The organism is Psychrobacter sp. WY6 (genome assembly GCF_018448495.1).
GTDB lineage: Bacteria > Pseudomonadota > Gammaproteobacteria > Pseudomonadales > Moraxellaceae > Psychrobacter.
Map to the genome: position 1 here is coordinate 2,472,522 of NZ_CP049902.1, position 20,351 is coordinate 2,492,872.

10 protein-coding genes, 5 pseudogenes and 1 other annotated feature are annotated in these 20,351 nt (G+C 43.5%); of the genes and pseudogenes, 5 read left to right on the forward strand and 10 right to left on the reverse strand.

Translation table 11 applies throughout. The annotated features are described in order from the left end of the window. Positions 1–6: 6 nt before the first annotated feature. From G7Y90_RS12370 to G7Y90_RS12390, 5 genes and pseudogenes are all read right to left on the reverse strand, one after another. Positions 7–4,116, reverse strand: a complete 4,110-nt coding sequence (locus G7Y90_RS12370; protein ID WP_250162504.1) for a beta strand repeat-containing protein — start codon at positions 4,114–4,116, stop codon at positions 7–9. After that, positions 4,062–4,958, reverse strand: a complete 897-nt coding sequence (locus tag G7Y90_RS12375; RefSeq protein ID WP_250162505.1) for a cadherin-like domain-containing protein — start codon at positions 4,956–4,958, stop codon at positions 4,062–4,064. The genes G7Y90_RS12370 and G7Y90_RS12375 overlap by 55 nt, the downstream gene beginning before the upstream one ends. 339 nt (positions 4,959–5,297) lie before the next feature. Next, a complete protein-coding gene (locus tag G7Y90_RS12380) occupies positions 5,298–5,441 on the reverse strand; it encodes a hypothetical protein (protein ID WP_250162506.1) in 144 nt (47 codons plus the stop codon). 14 nt (positions 5,442–5,455) lie between these two features. Next, positions 5,456–6,025: a hypothetical protein gene (locus G7Y90_RS12385; protein WP_250162507.1), complete on the reverse strand. Its 570-nt coding sequence runs from the start codon at positions 6,023–6,025 to the stop codon at positions 5,456–5,458. Positions 6,026–6,380: 355 nt separating this feature from the next. Further along, positions 6,381–7,562 (reverse strand): annotated as a pseudogene (locus G7Y90_RS12390) (IS3 family transposase). Further along, positions 7,174–7,289: a sequence feature (AL1L pseudoknot), on the reverse strand. (Overlaps the previous pseudogene by 116 nt.) A 337-nt stretch (positions 7,563–7,899) precedes the next feature. On the opposite strand from G7Y90_RS12390, the pseudogene G7Y90_RS12395 reads away from it, so the two are divergent. Then, a pseudogene (locus G7Y90_RS12395) lies at positions 7,900–9,180 on the forward strand (IS256 family transposase). 1,367 nt (positions 9,181–10,547) lie between these two features. On the opposite strand, the gene G7Y90_RS12400 reads toward G7Y90_RS12395, so the two are convergent. Next, a complete protein-coding gene (locus G7Y90_RS12400; protein ID WP_502937360.1) occupies positions 10,548–11,762 on the reverse strand; it encodes an IS256 family transposase in 1,215 nt (404 codons plus the stop codon). Positions 11,763–12,943: 1,181 nt separating this feature from the next. Between G7Y90_RS12400 and G7Y90_RS12405 the strand changes: the two genes are divergently transcribed. Genes G7Y90_RS12405 through G7Y90_RS12415 form a run of 3 tightly spaced genes read left to right on the forward strand, consistent with a single transcriptional unit; the run spans position 12,944 to position 14,042 of the window. Then, the gene (locus tag G7Y90_RS12405; RefSeq protein WP_250162508.1) at positions 12,944–13,243 is read left to right on the forward strand and encodes a hypothetical protein; all 300 of its coding nucleotides are present in this window, start codon (positions 12,944–12,946) and stop codon (positions 13,241–13,243) included. Beyond that, a complete protein-coding gene (locus tag G7Y90_RS12410; protein ID WP_250162509.1) occupies positions 13,240–13,794 on the forward strand; it encodes a tyrosine-type recombinase/integrase in 555 nt (184 codons plus the stop codon). The genes G7Y90_RS12405 and G7Y90_RS12410 overlap by 4 nt, the downstream gene beginning before the upstream one ends. Then, the gene (locus tag G7Y90_RS12415; RefSeq protein ID WP_250162510.1) at positions 13,794–14,042 is read left to right on the forward strand and encodes a hypothetical protein; all 249 of its coding nucleotides are present in this window, start codon (positions 13,794–13,796) and stop codon (positions 14,040–14,042) included. Before G7Y90_RS12410 ends, G7Y90_RS12415 begins: the two co-directional genes overlap by 1 nt. Before the next feature lie 262 nt (positions 14,043–14,304). Here the strand turns inward: G7Y90_RS12415 and lldD are convergent. The 4 genes and pseudogenes from lldD to G7Y90_RS12430 form a co-directional block, all read right to left on the reverse strand. Beyond that, positions 14,305–15,445, reverse strand: a pseudogene (gene lldD, locus G7Y90_RS12420) (FMN-dependent L-lactate dehydrogenase LldD). Positions 15,446–15,572: 127 nt separating this feature from the next. After that, positions 15,573–17,278: pseudogene (dld, locus tag G7Y90_RS19200) on the reverse strand (D-lactate dehydrogenase). A 186-nt stretch (positions 17,279–17,464) separates the two neighbouring features. Beyond that, a pseudogene (locus tag G7Y90_RS19205) lies at positions 17,465–18,340 on the reverse strand (L-lactate permease); the annotation flags it as partial. Beyond that, positions 18,274–19,044, reverse strand: a complete 771-nt coding sequence (locus G7Y90_RS12430; RefSeq protein ID WP_250162511.1) for an L-lactate permease — start codon at positions 19,042–19,044, stop codon at positions 18,274–18,276. The gene G7Y90_RS12430 and the pseudogene G7Y90_RS19205, both read right to left, overlap by 67 nt. A 294-nt stretch (positions 19,045–19,338) precedes the next feature. Between G7Y90_RS12430 and G7Y90_RS12435 the strand changes: the two genes are divergently transcribed. Beyond that, positions 19,339–20,244 (forward strand): LysR family transcriptional regulator, encoded by a 906-nt coding sequence (locus G7Y90_RS12435; protein ID WP_201560853.1) that lies wholly within the window; start codon positions 19,339–19,341, stop codon positions 20,242–20,244. Positions 20,245–20,351: the final 107 nt, after the last annotated feature.

Sequence of the window (20,351 nt, forward strand, 5' to 3'; positions counted from 1 at the left end):
CATTATCTACGGTAATGCTTTGCGCGACCCCTGGGTCAGTGCCGTACCATTAATGTTGATGATGCTTAACGTATCGCCATCAATGTCACTGTCACCTTTGAGTGGATTGAGGGCTATGGATTCGTCCTCATTCACCGTGTAGCTGTCATTCACTGCTATAGGCGCATCATTCACTGGGGTGATAACGATATCTAAGGTGCTGCTAGCGGTGCCGCCATCATTATCGGTGACGGTGTAATCAACAGTGGGGACTGTGCCATTAAAGTCTGCTGCTGGAACAAAGCTATAGCTGCCATCACTATTTAAAGTCAGTACGCCAATAGCGCTACCATTAGCGCTGATAGTGGTGGCGCTGCCAAGAGTGATCGCTACTTGGGTGCCACTACCATCTACATCAACGCTTGCCGCTGATACGTTAAGCGTACTGCTGTCTATATCGGTGTCATTGTCAAGCACGTTGCCAGTTGCTGTGACCTCTTCTGCCACACGATTGCTATCAGGCTTGGCTATAGGCGCATCATTGACCGCTGTGACGGTGATGGTCTCTGTAGCAGTATCTGTACCGCCTTTGCCATCGCTGATGGTGTAGTCAAATTCAACTTGACCATTAAAGTTGGCTTCTGGGGTAAAGCTGATACCACCATTGCTATCTATGCTGACGCTACCATTAGGCACACTAATGACTTGCGCTGCGCCAGTTAGCGCGGTGCCATTGATCGAGGTGATACTTAACGTATCGCCATCAATGTCGCTGTCACCTTTGAGTGGGGTTAAGATGACTGAACCATCTTCAGCAACCGTGTAGCTGTCATTCACCGCAATCGGTGCATCATTGACCGCCGTGACGGTGATGGTCTCTGTAGCAGTATCTGTACCGCCTTTGCCATCGCTGATGGTGTAGTCAAATTCAACTTGACCATTAAAGTTGGCTTCTGGGGTAAAGCTGATACCACCATTGCTATCCATGCTGACGCTACCATTAGGCACACTAATGACTTGCGCTGCGCCAGTTAGCGCGGTGCCATTGATCGAGGTGATACTTAACGTATCGCCATCAATGTCACTGTCACCTTTGAGTGGATTGAGGGCTATGGATTCGTCCTCATTCACCGTGTAGCTGTCATTCACTGCTATAGGCGCATCATTCACTGGGGTGATAACGATATCTAAGGTGCTGCTAGCGGTGCCGCCATCATTATCGGTGACGGTGTAATCAACAGTGGGGACTGTGCCATTAAAGTCTGCTGCTGGAACAAAGCTATAGCTGCCATCACTATTTAAAGTCAGTACGCCAATAGCGCTACCATTAGCGCTGATAGTGGTGGCGCTGCCAAGAGTGATCGCTACTTGGGTGCCACTACCATCTACATCAACGCTTGCCGCTGATACGTTAAGCGTACTGCTGTCTATATCGGTGTCATTGTCAAGCACGTTGCCAGTTGCTGTGACCTCTTCTGCCACACGATTGCTATCAGGCTTGGCTATAGGCGCATCATTGACCGCTGTGACGGTGATGGTCTCTGTAGCAGTATCTGTACCGCCTTTGCCATCGCTGATGGTGTAGTCAAATTCAACTTGACCATTAAAGTTGGCTTCTGGGGTAAAGCTGATACCACCATTGCTATCTATGCTGACGCTACCATTAGGCACACTAATGACTTGCGCTGCGCCAGTTAGCGCGGTGCCATTGATCGAGGTGATACTTAACGTATCGCCATCAATGTCGCTGTCACCTTTGAGTGGGGTTAAGATGACTGAACCATCTTCAGCAACCGTGTAGCTGTCATTCACCGCAATCGGTGCATCATTCACTGGGGTGATAACGATATCTAAGGTGCTGCTAGCGGTGCCGCCATCATTATCGGTGACGGTGTAATCAACAGTGGGGACTGTGCCATTAAAGTCTGCTGCTGGAACAAAGCTATAGCTGCCATCACTATTTAAAGTCAGTACGCCAATAGCGCTACCATTAGCGCTGATAGTGGTGGCGCTGCCAAGAGTGATCGCTACTTGGGTGCCACTACCATCTACATCAACGCTTGCCGCTGATACGTTAAGCGTACTGCTGTCTATATCGGTGTCATTGTCAAGCACGTTGCCAGTTGCTGTGACCTCTTCTGCCACACGATTGCTATCAGGCTTGGCTATAGGCGCATCATTGACCGCTGTGACGGTGATGGTCTCTGTAGCAGTATCTGTACCGCCTTTGCCATCGCTGATGGTGTAGTCAAATTCAACTTGACCATTAAAGTTGGCTTCTGGGGTAAAGCTGATACCACCATTGCTATCTATGCTGACGCTACCATTAGGCACACTAATGACTTGCGCTGCGCCAGTTAGCGCGGTGCCATTGATCGAGGTGATACTTAACGTATCGCCATCAATGTCACTGTCACCTTTGAGTGGATTGAGGGCTATGGATTCGTCCTCATTCACCGTGTAGCTGTCATTCACTGCTATAGGCGCATCATTCACTGGGGTGATAACGATATCTAAGGTGCTGCTAGCGGTGCCGCCATCATTATCGGTGACGGTGTAATCAACAGTGGGGACTGTGCCATTAAAGTCTGCTGCTGGAACAAAGCTATAGCTGCCATCACTATTTAAAGTCAGTACGCCAATAGCGCTACCATTAGCGCTGATAGTGGTGGCGCTGCCAAGAGTGATCGCTACTTGGGTGCCACTACCATCTACATCAACGCTTGCCGCTGATACGTTAAGCGTACTGCTGTCTATATCGGTGTCATTGTCAAGCACGTTGCCAGTTGCTGTGACCTCTTCTGCCACACGATTGCTATCAGGCTTGGCTATAGGCGCATCATTGACCGCTGTGACGGTGATGGTCTCTGTAGCAGTATCTGTACCGCCTTTGCCATCGCTGATGGTGTAGTCAAATTCAACTTGACCATTAAAGTTGGCTTCTGGGGTAAAGGTAATAGCGCCGTTAATATCAATCTTGACCACGCCATTATCTACGGTAATGCTTTGCGCGACCCCTGGGGTCAGTGCCGTACCATTAATGTTGATGATGCTTAACGTATCGCCATCAATGTCACTGTCACCTTTGAGTGGATTGAGGGCTATGGATTCGTCCTCATTCACCGTGTAGCTGTCATTCACTGCTATAGGCGCATCATTCACTGGGGTGATAACGATATCTAAGGTGCTGCTAGCGGTGCCGCCATCATTATCGGTGACGGTGTAATCAACAGTGGGGACTGTGCCATTAAAGTCTGCTGCTGGAACAAAGCTATAGCTGCCATCACTATTTAAAGTCAGTACGCCAATAGCGCTACCATTAGCGCTGATAGTGGTGGCGCTGCCAAGAGTGATCGCTACTTGGGTGCCACTACCATCTACATCAACGCTTGCCGCTGATACGTTAAGCGTACTGCTGTCTATATCGGTGTCATTGTCAAGCACGTTGCCAGTTGCTGTGACCTCTTCTGCCACACGATTGCTATCAGGCTTGGCTATAGGCGCATCATTGACCGCTGTGACGGTGATGGTCTCTGTAGCAGTATCTGTACCGCCTTTGCCATCGCTGATGGTGTAGTCAAATTCAACTTGACCATTAAAGTTGGCTTCTGGGGTAAAGCTGATATCACCATTGCTATCTATGCTGACGCTACCATTAGGCACACTAATGACTTGCGCTGCGCCAGTTAGCGCGGTGCCATTGATCGAGGTGATACTTAACGTATCGCCATCAATGTCACTGTCACCTTTGAGTGGATTGAGGGCTATGGATTCGTCCTCATTCACCGTGTAGCTGTCATTCACTGCTATAGGCGCATCATTCACTGGGGTGATAACGATATCTAAGGTGCTGCTAGCGGTGCCGCCATCATTATCGGTGACGGTGTAATCAACAGTGGGGACTGTGCCATTAAAGTCTGCTGCTGGAACAAAGCTATAGCTGCCATCACTATTTAAAGTCAGTACGCCAATAGCGCTACCATTAGCGCTGATAGTGGTGGCGCTGCCAAGAGTGATCGCTACTTGGGTGCCACTACCATCTACATCAACGCTTGCCGCTGATACGTTAAGCGTACTGCTGTCTATATCGGTGTCATTGTCAAGCACGTTGCCAGTTGCTGTGACCTCTTCTGCCACACATTGCTATCAGGCTTGGCTATAGGCGCATCATTGACCGCTGTGACGGTGATGGTCTCTGTAGCAGTATCTGTACCGCCTTTGCCATCGCTGATGGTGTAGTCAAATTCAACTTGACCATTAAAGTTGGCTTCTGGGGTAAAGGTAATAGCGCCGTTAATATCAATCTTGACCACGCCATTATCTACGGTAATGCTTTGCGCGACCCCTGGGGTCAGTGCCGTACCATTAATGTTGATGATACTTAACGTATCGCCATCAATGTCACTGTCACCTTTGAGTGGGGTTAAGATGACTGAACCATCTTCAGCAACCGTGTAGCTGTCATTCACTGCTATAGGATCATCGTTAGTTAGCTTACTATCATTATCTTTACCTCTACTGCTACCAGCAACTAAGCCTATCAGCCCTAGACTAGCTGCCGCAGGTATCCACCAAGGTAAGCCTGCTGCTGCGATATACTGAGTACCACCTAATGCTTGACCTTCCGTATCACCTATTGCTAGCTGAGTGACGTAATCATAGGTCTCGCCGGTATCAGGAATATAATAATAATATTCTCCATTCTCAGCTATTCCGAGCAGCGCGCTATCTGAGCTGTCATAGAACCCTTCTATAATAAGATCGCTATCTTGCCCTTCTTCTTCGAATGAGATATGCAAATTATTCTTTATGCGCTTAGTAATAATATGATTGGGAGCACGGCCAATAGCCGTATCGTAAAACTCATAATTAACTTTATCTACTGCAGCGATAACTGTAGGCTTGCCATCTTTTGTAATTACTTGCACTTGATCAACAGTGCTATTGGTATTATGAGTCTTAACGATAATAGTATTCATATTCTTCCTAAAATTTTTAATTTAAATTGTGTCGCTTAAGTTGCTTTTAAGTTGGTAACGTCAGTCACTAAAGGATAATAGGACTATAATTGCTTAGAGTTCTTCAACAATAGCGACCACACGACGATTAAGTTGTCGACCTTCCTCGCTATCATTACTCGCTCTTGGTTTTAACTCGCCATAACCAATACTTTTAAGCGCTCAGCTGCAATCTGAAAGCGAGTAATTAATACTTCTCTTACCGCATCGACACGTCGCTGTGATAGAGCTGGTTGTAGCTATCACTACCACGACTATCTGTATGACCTTCAATAGTTGTCATAGTGTTTGGATACTGCATCATAAATTTGCCAATTCTGCCAATTCTGCGTAGTACTCTGGGTTTACCATAGCTTTATCAGTCTCAAACAATACTTCAAGATCGATAGTGACTGCTTTCTCTAAAACAAGAGGTTTTGGTTGTATCATTGGAGGCGGTGTCACAGGTCTTGGAGTAGCTACAACGGCGCTGAACAATTAGGAACTACACGGCTAATTTGATGGGATTGATAACGATTATTAGAGAGTATTTGTGATGCATCATTCGACGTTAATTGTTTTAATGTACTTTGACCTGTTTCGTCCATCTCAACATCAAAGAAGTAAGTTCGACCACCCACTAGCTGATAAGTATTTTTGTTGGCTAGTAAATCATTGCTTTTAAATCCCGTAGCATGGACACTAAGCTGATTGGTACCCACGCATGAGTTGACGACAGTATAGTTACCAGCTTGGAGACTGGCTTGAAATCTATTGTTGACTGCAATATTAGCACTTGTTTGCTCAGGGTTATTATCGTTTTTTCGAATGAACACCAGTCGAGCACTATCAGTAGTAACTTGTCTTGCTAGCATCGCATTAATATCAGTATCTACTTGGTTATTCCATACAACTTTGCCAACACGTCGGCTATCTCCATCGTTATCGATAATGCTGTTACTGTTACCAGTGATGGCACAAGCAGATATACCAAATAGAATAGTCGATAATACAACGATGCTAATGATTTTTTTAAATAGTTGTTCCATAGTAGAATCCTGAAGATAAGCTTATAGAATAATGGTTAGTTAAAAGTTCTGTGTTTTTTAGTTATATAAATCACATAAAAATTTATTGCTTCAAGTTCTTTACTTAAAGTTACAAAGAATATAAGCTGCATATTTATACCAAAATTTCACTAAAAATTAAATATATAGACAAAGTTAAACTATAGCTATAGCTATAGCTATATTGATTTTTTAACTTATATACGTTTTAATAATTCTATAAGTATACTTTATCTACCCCACTCTCAACTTATTTTTCTAAGGTATTGAACCGCCCCGACTATATCGGAGAGTGATTTACTTGAGTCAGGCAGCGATGCCTGACAGGGTTAAATTATCATATCCGCTTTTCAAATTCAAAAGGTGATACATAACCAATTGTGCTATGCAGTCGTATTTTGTTAAACCAATCTACCCATCAAGGGTTGCCAGTTCAACATCGTTCACACCAGACCAGCTCTCTTTCAAATAATGAATCACCTCAGACTCATACAGCCCATTGACCGTTTCAGCCAATGCATTGTCGTATGAATCGCCTGTTGCACCAACAGAAGCAATCACGCCGCAGTCAGTCATCTTATCAGTGTAGCGAATAGATAAGTACTGAACCCCTCGATCGCTATGATGAATGACATCCTTAGGATTATTCCTATCCGCTATCGCTTGATTAAGCGCTGCCATCACCATATCGGTATTCATGCGATTCGATACTTTCCAGCCCAAATAGCGCGGACAAACACATCAATGATAAAAGCAGTATAGACCCAGCCGCTTGTCGTCTTGATATAGGTAAAGTCAGCCACCCACAGCTGGTTAGGGCGATGAGCGCTAAAGTTACGATTGACTAGGTCATTAGCCCGTAGTTGGTCATCACGGCTATTAGTGGTAATCTTACCCTTACCGCGCCGAACCCCTTGAATGCTATGCTGTCGCATTAACCGCTCTACGGTGCAGCGAGCAACCTTTAACCCGTCAGATTTCATCTGCTGCCGGACTTTACGCGCACCGTAACGGCACTTGCTGTCCTGCCAAATACGTTTAATCTCACTGAGATAATAATCGTCATATTGACTACGCTGTGAACGCTTTTCAGGGCTTTCTTCTAGCTCTTTAGCGCGATAGTATGTGGATGGGTAATCAGTAGTACTCGACAGATTGGCTCGATCCCATAATTATTCTTATGCTCATCAATAAAGTTGACCATTACTAAGGCGTGTGGTCTATCTCCGCCTGGGCTTCAATCCCAGCAGCCTTACGTATAATCTCATTGGCTTGTCTGAGCTCTCTGCATTTACGTTCAAGCTCTTTGATACGCTGCTCTTGGCTTTGAGCTTGAATATGTGCAGGAATGGTTTGATTGATGTGCTTTTTATGCCAGGATCGAAGGGTCTCAGGCGTGCAGCCAATCTTAGGGGCAATGGCTTGGATGGCTGACCAGTAGAGGGATAGTCGCTGCTGCTTCAATCAGCATGCGAACGGCGCGCTCTTTAATCTCAGGAGTGTAGGTTTGTTTTTTCATTGTCGGAGACTCAACATTCTGGAGAATACAACAATCCCGGAGCGGTTCAATATCGAGCTGTACTACAATCAGAGGGTTCAAAGAGTTTAGACTATAAGACACCAAGGTAGATGTGGTTTGACTTTTATTGTCAGGCTGCTTGGTTAAAATCTCTCAAGTTAATGTCTACGGATATGAAATCATATAATTCATCTGTGGGGTTAAATTCCTGCTCACAACTATTCAGAAGTGAGCGAGGATAATGGGACGATATTGCTTGATATGATTAAGAACTACTTAATCGGGAGTTTCCTAAAAACTGTGTAACTGCTATAATCCCCTAACCGGAGAATAAGCAATGACTACTCAATCTGACATTAAAAAGCTGGCTGAGCAAATGGCTGGTAGCATGAAAAGCTTCGATGACATCAAAGACTTTCAAAAGCAGCTCATGCAATCCTTTATCGATACTGCCTTAGAGGCTGAGATGGAAGACCATCTCGGCTACCCCAAGCATGAAAAGCAGACAAGCCAAACAAGCGCAATGGGCACACTAAAAAGACAGTCCGCAGTGACACAGGCGATCTTGAAATCTCCACCCCAAGAGACCGTAATGGTGACTTTGAACCTGCGTTAGTGCGTAAGCATCAAACCCGTATTAGTGGCCTTGATGATAAAATCATATTTCACTACAGGCATAGCCTTCCGTCTTGCGCTTCGGGCAAGTGTCTCCCAGACACTTGCTGATCCTCGCTCATACGCCAAAGGTCAAACCACCACTGAGATCGTAGAGAGCATTAAAGAGCTCTACGATGTCGACATCTCAAGCTCTCTTGTCTCAAGAGTCACCGATAATATATTAGAGGACATCACCGCTTGGCAGAACAGGCCGCTGAGCAGTGTTTATCCTATCGTCTATTTGGACTGCATCGTCGTTAAGGTACGCCAAGACAAGCAGATCATCAACAAGGCGATCTATCTGGCCTTAGGCGTGGGACTTGATGGCAAAAAAGAGCTGCTTGGTATGTGGCTATCAGAGAATGAGGGCGCTAAGTTCTGGCTAGGTGTTCTCACTGAATTACAAAACCGCGGGGTACAAGATATACTCATTGCCTGTGTCGATGGTTTAAAGGGCTTCCCCGATGCCATTAACACCGTCTACCCCAAAGCCAAGGTTCAGCTGTGTATCGTGCATATGGTGCGTTACTCAATGAAGTTCGTACCGTGGACAGATAAGAAGGCCGTAGCGGCTGATTTAAAGGCCATCTATGGCGCTGATACGCTTGAGATAGCAGAGGCCAACCTTGAGCACTTTGATGAGACTTGGGGCACAGAGTACCCACATGTCATCAAGTCTTGGCGTAATAACTGGGAGGGCTTAACGGTGTTCTTCGAGTATCCTAAAGACATCAGAAAAGTGATTTATACCACCAATGCTATTGAGTCTTTAAACAGCGTGATTCGGACAGCGGTGAATAAGCGTAAGGTGTTCCCCTCTGATCAGGCAGCATTCAAGGTGGTGTACTTAGCCACCCAGCAAGCATCCAAAAAGTGGTCGATGCCAATCCGTAACTGGACGTCTGCTCTGAATCGTTTTATGATTATGTTTGATGAGCGTATTAGTAAGCATTTAATCTAAACGGCAGTTACACAGAATTCGGGATGGTCTCATCAAATAAATAGTATAGTTAATTACTTAAGGCGCTCGTACACAACATCATCAACGTAAAATTTATCAATAGTACCATCACCCAATAACTCTTTTCTAACAGCCATAATTTGGCGTTTTTTCTTAAGATCGTCAGGCATTATTGGTTGAGCGTATTCTGAAGTATCGGTAAGCGCTTCAATGTCTACACCAGAATCCCCGTTAAGACCGTGTTCAGCTAAGACTCTAGGCTCTTCATCTTGAAGTATTGCATCGTTTTTATAACTTCTTGCACAGCGCTATCTCGGGAAGCTTCATGCATAACTACATGTATTGCTGCAAACTCTGCTACGCTTTCTCGGCTTAGCTTAGACATAGGTATACCTATAGATTGATAAATAGACTTACTGATGTGTGTACTAAGTCATTAAAGTTCAAGTTTAGCAGTGCTTAAATTTGAGATTTAGTCACCTAAGAATACCAACAGTCATACACAATCTGAATCAAACCATGAAACTTAAAACGATAGTTTAATGCCATTGTCTGACACGCCTTCAGTCGTCCCTAATTCGTTAGCCGCTCCCACTACCATGCTGGCCTTTGATATGGGGAAGTAAAGATGCCACTACGCTATCCTATAAGCGAAATTGGTTATTAAAAAAACTGGAATCGACAACCAAAGTGCAAGCAGCTCAAAACTAAAGCGCTGACTTTGCAGAAATTTTAGTAGTTAACTTATAGAGTTACCCCTGTCTAAGAAATTTATCATTACTGCATGCTAAATGCGCTTGATAGTGATAGCGCCAACGATCCTGTTGATTTTGAAAAGGCAGTGACAAGCAATCATTAAACAGCCTTTTAAATCCAAGCATTACCAATGCAAATGCGAATATTTTTTAGTGAGTTTTCTGCCAAGCCGCGATCAGTGAACACTGCCTTTAATGCACTATCGGGTGCAGCTGTCGATAGTGCCCGCTGAATAAATTAAACAAGCTAGAGGGAAGTTAAGAATAGCTGAAAAAGAGAATTGGAATGAAATGAGGAGAGGTGATTGGTTTAAGTTAAATATTAAGGTTCATGAACCATTAATTTTCTTCCTAACTGTAGAGCATTGTTTTTATTAGTTAATCATTCCTATTTTATTGTGAACCTAGCTTTAGGTACGCATATGTTAAATAAGCAGTACCTGATAGCAAATTTATGGGGTTATGTTATGTATAATAAACAACGAATTAGTTTAGTTAATAACCGTTTCACATGTATTGCAATCATTACTATGGTAAACCTTAACTAAATCTTCTTTATCGCTCATCGAAGCTTTAAAGCTGAGACCATCCCAGATTCTGTGTAACTGCCATTTAGATTAAATGCTTACTGATACGGTCATCAAACATAATCATAAAGCGATTAAGAGCAGACGTCCAGTTACGAATAGGCATCGACCACTTTTTAGACGCCTGCTGAGTTGCCAGATAGACTACCTTGAATGCTGCTTGATCAGAGGGGAAGACCTTACGCTTATTCATCGCTGTCCGAATCACGCTGTTTAAAGACTCAATAGCATTGGTGGTATAAATCGCTTTTCTGATGTCTTTAGGGTAGTTAAAGAACACCGTTAAGCCCTCCCAGTTACTACGCCAAGATTTGACGACATGTGGATAGTCTTTGCCCCATACCTCATCGAAATGCTCAAGATTGGCTTCTGCCATCTCAAGCGTATCAGCGCCGTAGATGGCCTTTAAGTCAGCGGCTACGGCCTTCTTATCCGTCCAAGGGACAAACTTCATGGAGTAACGTACCATGTGCACAATACACAGCTGAACCTGAGCATGTGGGTAAACGGTATTGATGGCATCAGGAAAGCCCTTTAAACCATCAACACAGGCAATGAGGATATCTTGCACCCCGCGGTTTTGTAGTTCAGTGAGAACGCCTAGCCAGAACTTAGCGCCTTCATTCTCTGATAGCCACATGCCAAGCAGCTCTTTCTTACCATCAAGTCCCACGCCTAGTGCCAGATAGATAGCTTTATTGATGATCTGCTTGTCTTGACGTACTTTGACGACGATGCAGTCCAAATAGACGATAGGATAAACACTACTCAATGGCCGGTTCTGCCAAGCGGTGATGTCCTCTAAGATATTGTCAGTGACTCTGGAAACCAGTGTACTTGAGATATCGACATCGTAGAGCTCTTTAATGCTCTCTACGATCTCAGTGGTGGTTTGACCCTTGGCGTAAAGGAATATGATTTTATCATCAAGGCCACTAATACGGGTTTGATGCTTACTAACGAGTACAGGCTCAAAGCTGCCACCGCGGTCTCTTGGGGTGGATATCTCAAGATCGCCTGTGTCACTGCGGACGGTCTTTTTAGTGTGCCCATTACGCTTATTAGGTTTATCCGCCTTTTCATGTTTGGGGTAGCCGAGATGGTCTTCCATCTCAGCCTCTAAGGCAGTATCGATAAAGGATTGCATGAGCTGCTTCTGGAAGTCTTTGATGTCATCAAAGCTGTTCATGCTACCAACCATTTGCTCGGCCAGTTTCTTGATGTCAGTTTGCTTAGTCATTGCTTATTCTCCGGTTAGTGGATTATAAGCAGTTACACAGTTTTTAGGAAAGGCTCTTAAAGCTAAACTGTTTGATGAGTTTATTCTATGTGTCACTATCATATTAGCTACATCTGCCAGAATAACCAATCAGCACTTTATCCAATTCCTCATTCCTCATTCCTCATTCCTCATTCCTCATTCCTCATTCCTCATTCCTCATTCCTCATTCCTCATCATCCAACAGCCAAGTTCGCTATCATTCAATTGTTAGCACCTTAATCATCTGGCTCTTTGGTACGAATGCTTTTGCAATACGTTAGGCGTATAAAGATATCACTACCTATAGATTATTAGCTTAGCTTAAAAATCATCACTCTTTTGGTTATCTGTTAATTCATAACCGTTCTAATAGCGCAGGTATTATCTTACAATGCTCCTACTTAGCCTGTCTGCAAGTCTGGTTTAAATCTACCTTATAGTGGCAAATATCATGACCAACTAAGCTGTAATACTTTTTGTTTTAAGTTATCAAAAACCCCCTCACTATGCGTAATATAATTCCATCTAAAGCACTGAGTTAACAACCACCAAATTTGCACAGAACAGTACTATGCCCCTAATTTTTATATTCTGTGCACGTACAGGAGCGTGGTTTTTGTCGAAAATATGTTCAATCAAATGCTAGGCAAAGCATCCATCTTATATTAACCCCAATTATTTGACCAAAATTACCAGTAATAATAAGCTACAGCTCAATAAACGCATAGCCTACTCTTCCTTCAGTCGTTATACTACAATCATCCCCAAGTGAAGGTTGGGGATAATTGTAATTTACAACCTTATATTTAAAGGGTTTTGTAAACTCACTAATGAATAACAGTGTCCATGTTAGTGTCCAATAGCTATCTACGTTTCCCAGAAGACGCTTCTCAGGATTTATAAAACGTGCGCAAAGATTGCTCTAAATCTAAGTATAGAGATAATAGATTAACATTCACAATTTACCTAGCTTATAAAGCTGACGGATGTACATCATGGCTGTCGATAATTTAAATGATATCAATAAACTTGAATGCCGAGATAAAGATTCTCGGTCAGTGTCTCAGGTATCGCGGGTTTAAGTATTCGTATTTATCCAAATGGTAAAAAAATACTACTTACGGTACGCTCATCCCCATATCGATGGTAAGCGCCCTAGAATGATGCTAGGTAAGGTCGAAGATATCAGTCTATATGAAGCTAAGTATAAAGCAGAAACTATACTTAGCATGGTCGCACAAGGCTCCGACCCTAAAGCCATTCATAAAAAAGAGCAAGTCAATAAGTATGCTCATCTAAAGAACGCCACATTTTCTGAAATCACACAAGCGTGGCGAGATCACAAAACGTCAAGTCGTCACCATAGTAAATCTAGAAAGCGCGCGTTTAGTGACTCAACCCTTAAATTTTGGGATTTGTGTCTAGGATACATGTGCCAAGAAATTGGCGACTTAAGATGAATGATATCACGAGCGAGATGATATTGAGTGTATGTGAGGCGATTCAAAACAATGAAAATCAAGCAACCTTCGTTGGTGCCAGCACTCGGCTTTATACTGAAAAAGTCTTCTCATTTGCTGTCGCAAGAGGATTATGCGATAGAAATGTAGCTATTGATACACGTGGCGAGCTCGCACCTGCCAGTTCAGGCAACCACTTACCAGCCATTACCAAGCCTGATCAGTTTGCTACCCTCCTGAACGATATGTCCCATTTCAAAGGTGCAAGTAAAACCACATTAGAAGTGATGAATTTACTACCGTATGTCTTTGTGCGTAGTATCGATTTGCGGTCTATGCGTTGGCAAGATATAGATTGGGATAACAAGCTATGGGAGTTTTCTCCTACTAAAGGCGAAGGTCGTGAGGATATGGTATCGCACTTAGTTGTGCCTTTAGCTATTCAGTCATTGAGCGCTTACGAAGAATACAAGCAATTACAGGTCATAAAGAATATGTATTTGCATCGATGCGTGCCTCAAGCAATAGCTATATTAGCAAAGCGACTTTAGTGCAGATATTTCATAGGCTTGGTTATAAAGATGTACAATGTGCTCATGGCTTTCGAGCATCTGCTAAAACCCTACTAATGGAGCAACCTGAGCTGCGTTACTCAGACATCGTGACTGAGCTGCAATTAGGCCATCGAATAAAAGATACGCATGGTGGCGCTTATAACCGATTAGATGAAATAGATACTCGAATACTAATGATGCAAGATTGGGCTGACTATATAGATAAGCTCCGGGGTTCAACGTAATAGTTACTTTACGTTGATCATATCACTCAACAATAATATGCCTATTAGCCTTCACAATGCACAATAATCTTTTGCATAGCATCTCATTCCCAGTCATCACATAACAACCAAAACGCCCTAACATTCGATTGTTGGTAGCTTAGATATTGGATACTTCTGCAACCTCGCGCTTGTGATCAACGACCAAGCTGACGGCTTCTAATCTCCGGTATCTTATCTGCATGAGCTCACTTCATGTACTGACAAACTCTATAGCCTCGGTTTAATTATCCAGTTTTACCAAACAGTCAGAATTAATATCAGCAATCGTTTTGGCACCAGTCAAGGTCATTGCGACGCGTATTTCTTTATCTAGCAGTTCTAACAAATTGCTTACCCCTGCACCGCCATCCGCTGCTAAAGCATAAATAAGGCGCGCCCTAGCATGCAAATATCAGCGCCCAAAGCCAACATGCGCACAATATCTAAGCCATTGCGTATACCAGAGTCTGCTAAGATTTTAATCTCTCCTTTCACCGCATCGGCAATAGGAGGCAGAGCACGTGCACTGGATAAAACACCGTCCAGTTGTCGTCCACCATGATTAGATACGACTATGCCGTCGGCCCCAAAACGTACCGCATCTTTGGCATCTTCTGGGTCCAAAATACCTTTGATGACCATAGGCCCATCCCAGTACTCGCGAATCCAATCTAAATCTTTCCAAGAAATAGAGGGGTCAAAGTTATTACCTAGCCAGCCTATATAGTCTTCCAATCCTGTTGGCTTACCTAAATAAGCAGAGATATTACCCAGATCGTGTGGACGGCCATTTAGCCCTACATCCCATGCCCATTGCGGATGCGTCATAGACTGGAAGTAACGGCGCATAGCGGCATTTTTACCGCTCATACCGGAGTGCATATCTCGGTAGCGTGCCCCTGGTACTGGCATATCTACCGTAAAAACCAAGGTCGAACACCCCGCCGCTTTGGCACGCTCCAAGGCATTTTTCATAAAACCTCGGTCCTTTAATACGTAAAGCTGAAACCACATTGGACGGTTAATTTTAGGCGCTACTTCTTCAATCGGACAAACCGAAACCGTCGACATGGTAAACGGAATGCCTTTTGATCGGCTGCCATAGCAGCCTGTACTTCTCCGCGGCGGGCATACATACCTGTCAGACCCACGGGTGACAACGCGACAGGCATAGACAGAGTTTCATTAAATAACTGTGTCTCAAGACTAAGCTGTGACATATCATTCAGTACACGTTGTCTAAGGGCAATTTTCGATAAATCTTCAACATTATGTTTTAAGGTATATTCCTCATAAGCACCGCCATCTATGTAATGAAATAGAAATGGTGGCAGTCGGCGCTTGGCAGCAGCCCTGTAGTCGTTTGGAGATGAAATAATCATACGCTTGCCCTTATTCTGTTAGATATCTATGTAATATTTTTGAATCTCTAATTATTTATTGATTAGCGCTAAACGATGGATGCAATTGGCTTATTTTTGAAGCGGCAAGCTTAGCCCAAACTGCCCATTACAAACAGCACGAGCAATTACGTTTGGTTTTCGACATTTTACCGATGCCGGGATTAAAGCTATTGGTTGGGTCTAGACTTTTATAGAAATTCTGCAAATCAGGCTCTGCTTCGTATAGATGACCGACATTATGCTCAGCAGGATATTTGGCTCCGCGTGCGCTCAATAGCTCTAACATCATCTTTTTAACAAGCTTGGCATCACTGCCCTTCTTCAATATATAGTCTTGATGAAACACATAACAAAAGAAATGTCCGTAATACAGCTTCTTTTCTAAGTGTTTTTCAATGTCTTCAGTCAAGCTTTCAAGCCACTCTAGCTCGTTACGTGGTATGGCAATATCCAGCGCCAATATCTCACCGACTTCTTTTTCATGTATGACTTCATAGCGTAATGCGGCACCAGCTGCTGCAAAACGATTTAAAAGCGCGCTTTCTGACTCTTCCTGACTACATTCAAAATAGTTACCCGTGTCTGAAGCAGCAAAGAACGTCTTCAGAAAACCCTGTGCTTCTGCTATACCATCGTCACTCATTTTTATGATGAGGTGATGCTCGTATTGATTGCGGTACTCCATCATGCGCTTGGGCAAATGCTTTGGAAATAGAGTAGCGATGAACTGCATGACTTTGTCAGTGAAATGCTTTGGCATCCATGACCATTTATGGAACTTTGCATCCATAGCGCCTTTGATAGAGAACAGTCTAGGTAAAGCATTTGTACCGAGATGCTTGATACTCAAGAACGTGTCTTTACCGTATTTAGCGGAGACATCAAATTATCACGGTGCATATACTCGCCCACTTCAGGGATATTGTCGAAGCGGGATAGTATCTGTCTTCTGAGCTGTGCAAGCTCACTCACACTGTTAGTGCCTATGTAGAAAGTTTGCTCTTTTGCCGCTATTGGATAAGTGTCAAGACGTACTGCAAACACGGCAAGCTTGCCAGCACAGCCGCTTGCTTCATACAGTCTGCGCTTGTCCGCATTAAAGCGACTGGGTGTGCTTGCATCAACCTCTTTTACTCGGGCGATATACTCTCTGTCAGATGCGAGCTTACCAGTGTCAGGTAATTCTCTTCTATCAAAATGACCGTTTTGCAAATTTGTTAATATTTCTTCCGGCGTATCACCCAACTTGACGTCTAGATGATTGACTAGCACCAGTTGACCGTGTTCATTTATTTGGGCAAACAACGCAAGCTCGGTATAGGCAGGCCCTCTTTTAACTAGAGCCCCACCAGAGTTATTAGATATACCACCAATAATAGACGCACCTAACGTCGAGGAACCGATGACAGAGTGAGGCGCTCTATTGACGGCATTAAGCTGACTTTGCAACTGATGCAATGTCGCCCCAGGCAAGCTGATCACTTGCTCGTTGTCATTCACCAAATACAACTGGTTTATGGCAAGCGTATTAATCACCACAACGGGTCTATCGTAGTCATTACCGCTCGGTGTTGAGCCTTCAGTCAGGCCTGTTTTTGCCGCTTGCATAATGATAATACAGTCGCCTTCAACGCACACTTCTAGGCTACGCCAAATGTCCAGCAATGTTTGTGGAAACAAAACCGCTAAAGCACTGCCGCCGCCAGAGCGCCACCCCATTCTATAGTGCTCATTTTTCTCTGGATCAGCCTGTACATTACTCGCGCCTAGCAAGTTGGTTAGTTTATCTAACACCTGATCAGGACTAAGCATGCCTTGAGAATCTTGATTTGACGAAGATATATGATGCTCCTTATCTTGTAATGGTGTGTCATTCATCATGCCAAGGGCCCTTGAAAACCAAAAATGTAAATGGCGGCCATGACGATGATGCCACAGAACAACACAGTATATGGTGGGTAAAATAGTACGCCTCAATGTGGCGCCCTCCATACCAAGTAAACCCACCGTTGCTGATGCAGCCACCACGTTATGTATGGCAACCATATTACCGGCTGCGGCACCAACCGCTTGCGCCGCGATGATTAGAGAAGGTGAAATATGTAAGCTCATGGCGGCTTCATACTGAAACTGACTGAACATCATATTAGATACGGTATTAGAGCCTGCGATAAATGCACCTAAAGCACCAATGGTTGCACTAATCAATGGAAAAACATTGCCAAAAGTACCTGAAAACAACTCTGCACTGGCGACTGGCATACTCGCCACATCTGATAAGTTTATGCCTGAATTGATAAAAATTCTAACCATTGGAATCGTAAAAATAAGTACAAACCCAGCCCCTAGTACAGTCTTGCCTGATTCTTTAAAGGCACTGTTTAGGGCGCTGACGGGCTTTCTAGTTTGAAAAGCGGCGGCAACCAAAGCACTAATTAGTAACAAGCCGCCTGGTAAGTATAAAGGACTAAAACTGGCACTGATATCTGTCTCACCTAAAATCGAGGTTAGGTCTACTGCTACACTGTTAAGTAAAGACTGAAAGCCTGTAAATACTCTTGAAAACACCAGTAAAAGGGCAACCAATAAATAAGGGAACCACGCCATAAGGGTGGACATCTTCTTATCACTCAAGGTTAGCGTAATATCTTCTTTACTGACCACTAACTTACCAAGCCATTCACTCGGCCAGTTTTTTTGCGGTTCAAAATCCCATGTGGTTTTTGGTACCAAAAACCCTCTTTTAGCAGCATTAACAACGACAGTAATACTGACCAAGCCACCGACCAGTGACGGAAACTCTGGCCCTAAAAAAACACGGTTATCATATAAGGGATTGTAAATGCCAAGCCTGCAAAAATTGCAAACGGCCAAATCGCAAAGCCTTCCCGCCAGCTTTTGTTTTTACCAAAGAAGCGAGTGAGCATCATCACCATAAAAAGTGGCATAAACGTACCAATGACACCGTGAATAATGGCGACTTGACTGGTAATCAGTTGTAAAAATTCACCCCACTGTACTCCTTCTTGTGCCAGTTGAGCACTAATGGCAGCTTTATCTAACCCATCATTTACCCCTATCACAATAGGCGTACCGACCGCACCAAATGATACAGGTGTACTTTGTATCATCATTCCCATCAACACCGCACCCAGCGCCGGAAATCCTACAGCCACCAGCAAAGGCGCTGCAATAGCGGCAGCTGTACCAAAACCAGAGGCGCCCTCAAGAAAACAGCCAAAGCACCATGCAATAATAATGGCTTGCACACGCCTATCTGGCGACACATTAGTAAACCCAGCACGGATAACGGCGATTGCACCAGTATGTTTTAATGTATTCAACAAAAAAATAGCCCCAAAGACTATCCACAATACCGAAACCGTAATGACCAAACCCTGAATAATAGATGATGACACTCGGTTAAGCGTCATATCCCATATAAAAATGGCAAGCGCTGCGGTAACCACTAAAATGATTGGCATTGTTTTTTTAGCTGACCATTGCAAACCTATCAGAAAAATACCACAGAGAACGATTGGTAGTAATGCCAAAAGCCCATATATTGTTTGATTCAAAATTACATCCTTTTGATTGTGTGATCTTCCCTGAACCAAGTCATCGAAGCCTTTATTTTGACGAATTCATGATGACTAAGTTGTATTAAATATTCACAAATAGGGACTGCTTATTTACTAAAGCTGTCTTGTAGACAAAGCCGAGCACGACTTGCGACAGTTTATGTCCCAATGTTAAAAATACCCTGAAATAGTCTACGCCTTGTTAATTCATTGATATATTGCATCAATGGACAATGTTATTTTCCTTTTTTGCTATAATTAGAAACACATTACTAAAATTGGAGAACAAGTGTGACCAAAGCTGACGACATGATTTTATTCGTTCAAGTTGTCGAAGAAGGGTCATTCTCTAGAGTCGCTGAAAAATTATCATTGACGAACTCGGTAGTGAGCAAGCGCATTGCGAGATTAGAAGAGAACTTAAATATACAACTGCTTTATAGAACCACTAGAAAGTTGAGCTTAACCGATGCAGGCAGGGCGCTTTATAACAAAGCTAAAATTGCTAAATCCGCCTTTCAAGAAGCTGAAAATGCTGTCACGGGTTACGGCGAAGATATGAAAGGTCATATACGTATAACCATGCCTGTGGTCTCTGCGAATTTCATATTTAGCGAATCTATTGCCGAATTCTGTAAACAACACCCTGAAGTATCAGTAGAGTTACAAATTACCAATCGATTGGTTGACTTGATAGAAGAAGGATTTGATTTGGCACTAAGGACCGCTGTGCTTGAAGATTCTTCACTCATTGCAAGGCGCCTTATAGATAGCCAGTGGATTATATGCGCGACTCCAGCCTATTTAGAGCAACATGGTGCGCCTCAAACTCCTGAACAGTTACAAAATCATGAGTGCTTGGTTTATAAGTTTGATAATACGGCTAACAGTACATGGCCGCTATATATAGACGGCAAAGAGCAATTAATATCTGTCCCTGGTCGGTTTCATAGCAATCATCTGAGTGCAATTAAACAAGCCGCGCTTAGCGATTTAGGTATCGCTTTTTTACCACAAGTGTTGATCTATGAGGAGATACAGAAAAATACACTCACGAAGATTTTACAATGTTTTACCAGCAAGAAGCTGGGCCTATATGCGGTTTATCCTAAGGCCAGACAACCGGATCAAAAGTTAAAACTGCTCGTTGCACATTTACGAGACTCATTACATCAAAAACAGGCTTACTACTACTAAGTAATAAGCCTGTTTTTGATGTATATAAAAAACTAATAAAGCGGTCTTAAAATTAAAAAGATGGTGATTAGTTTTTTATGAGCAGTAAAAATGATTGATGAGCCAAA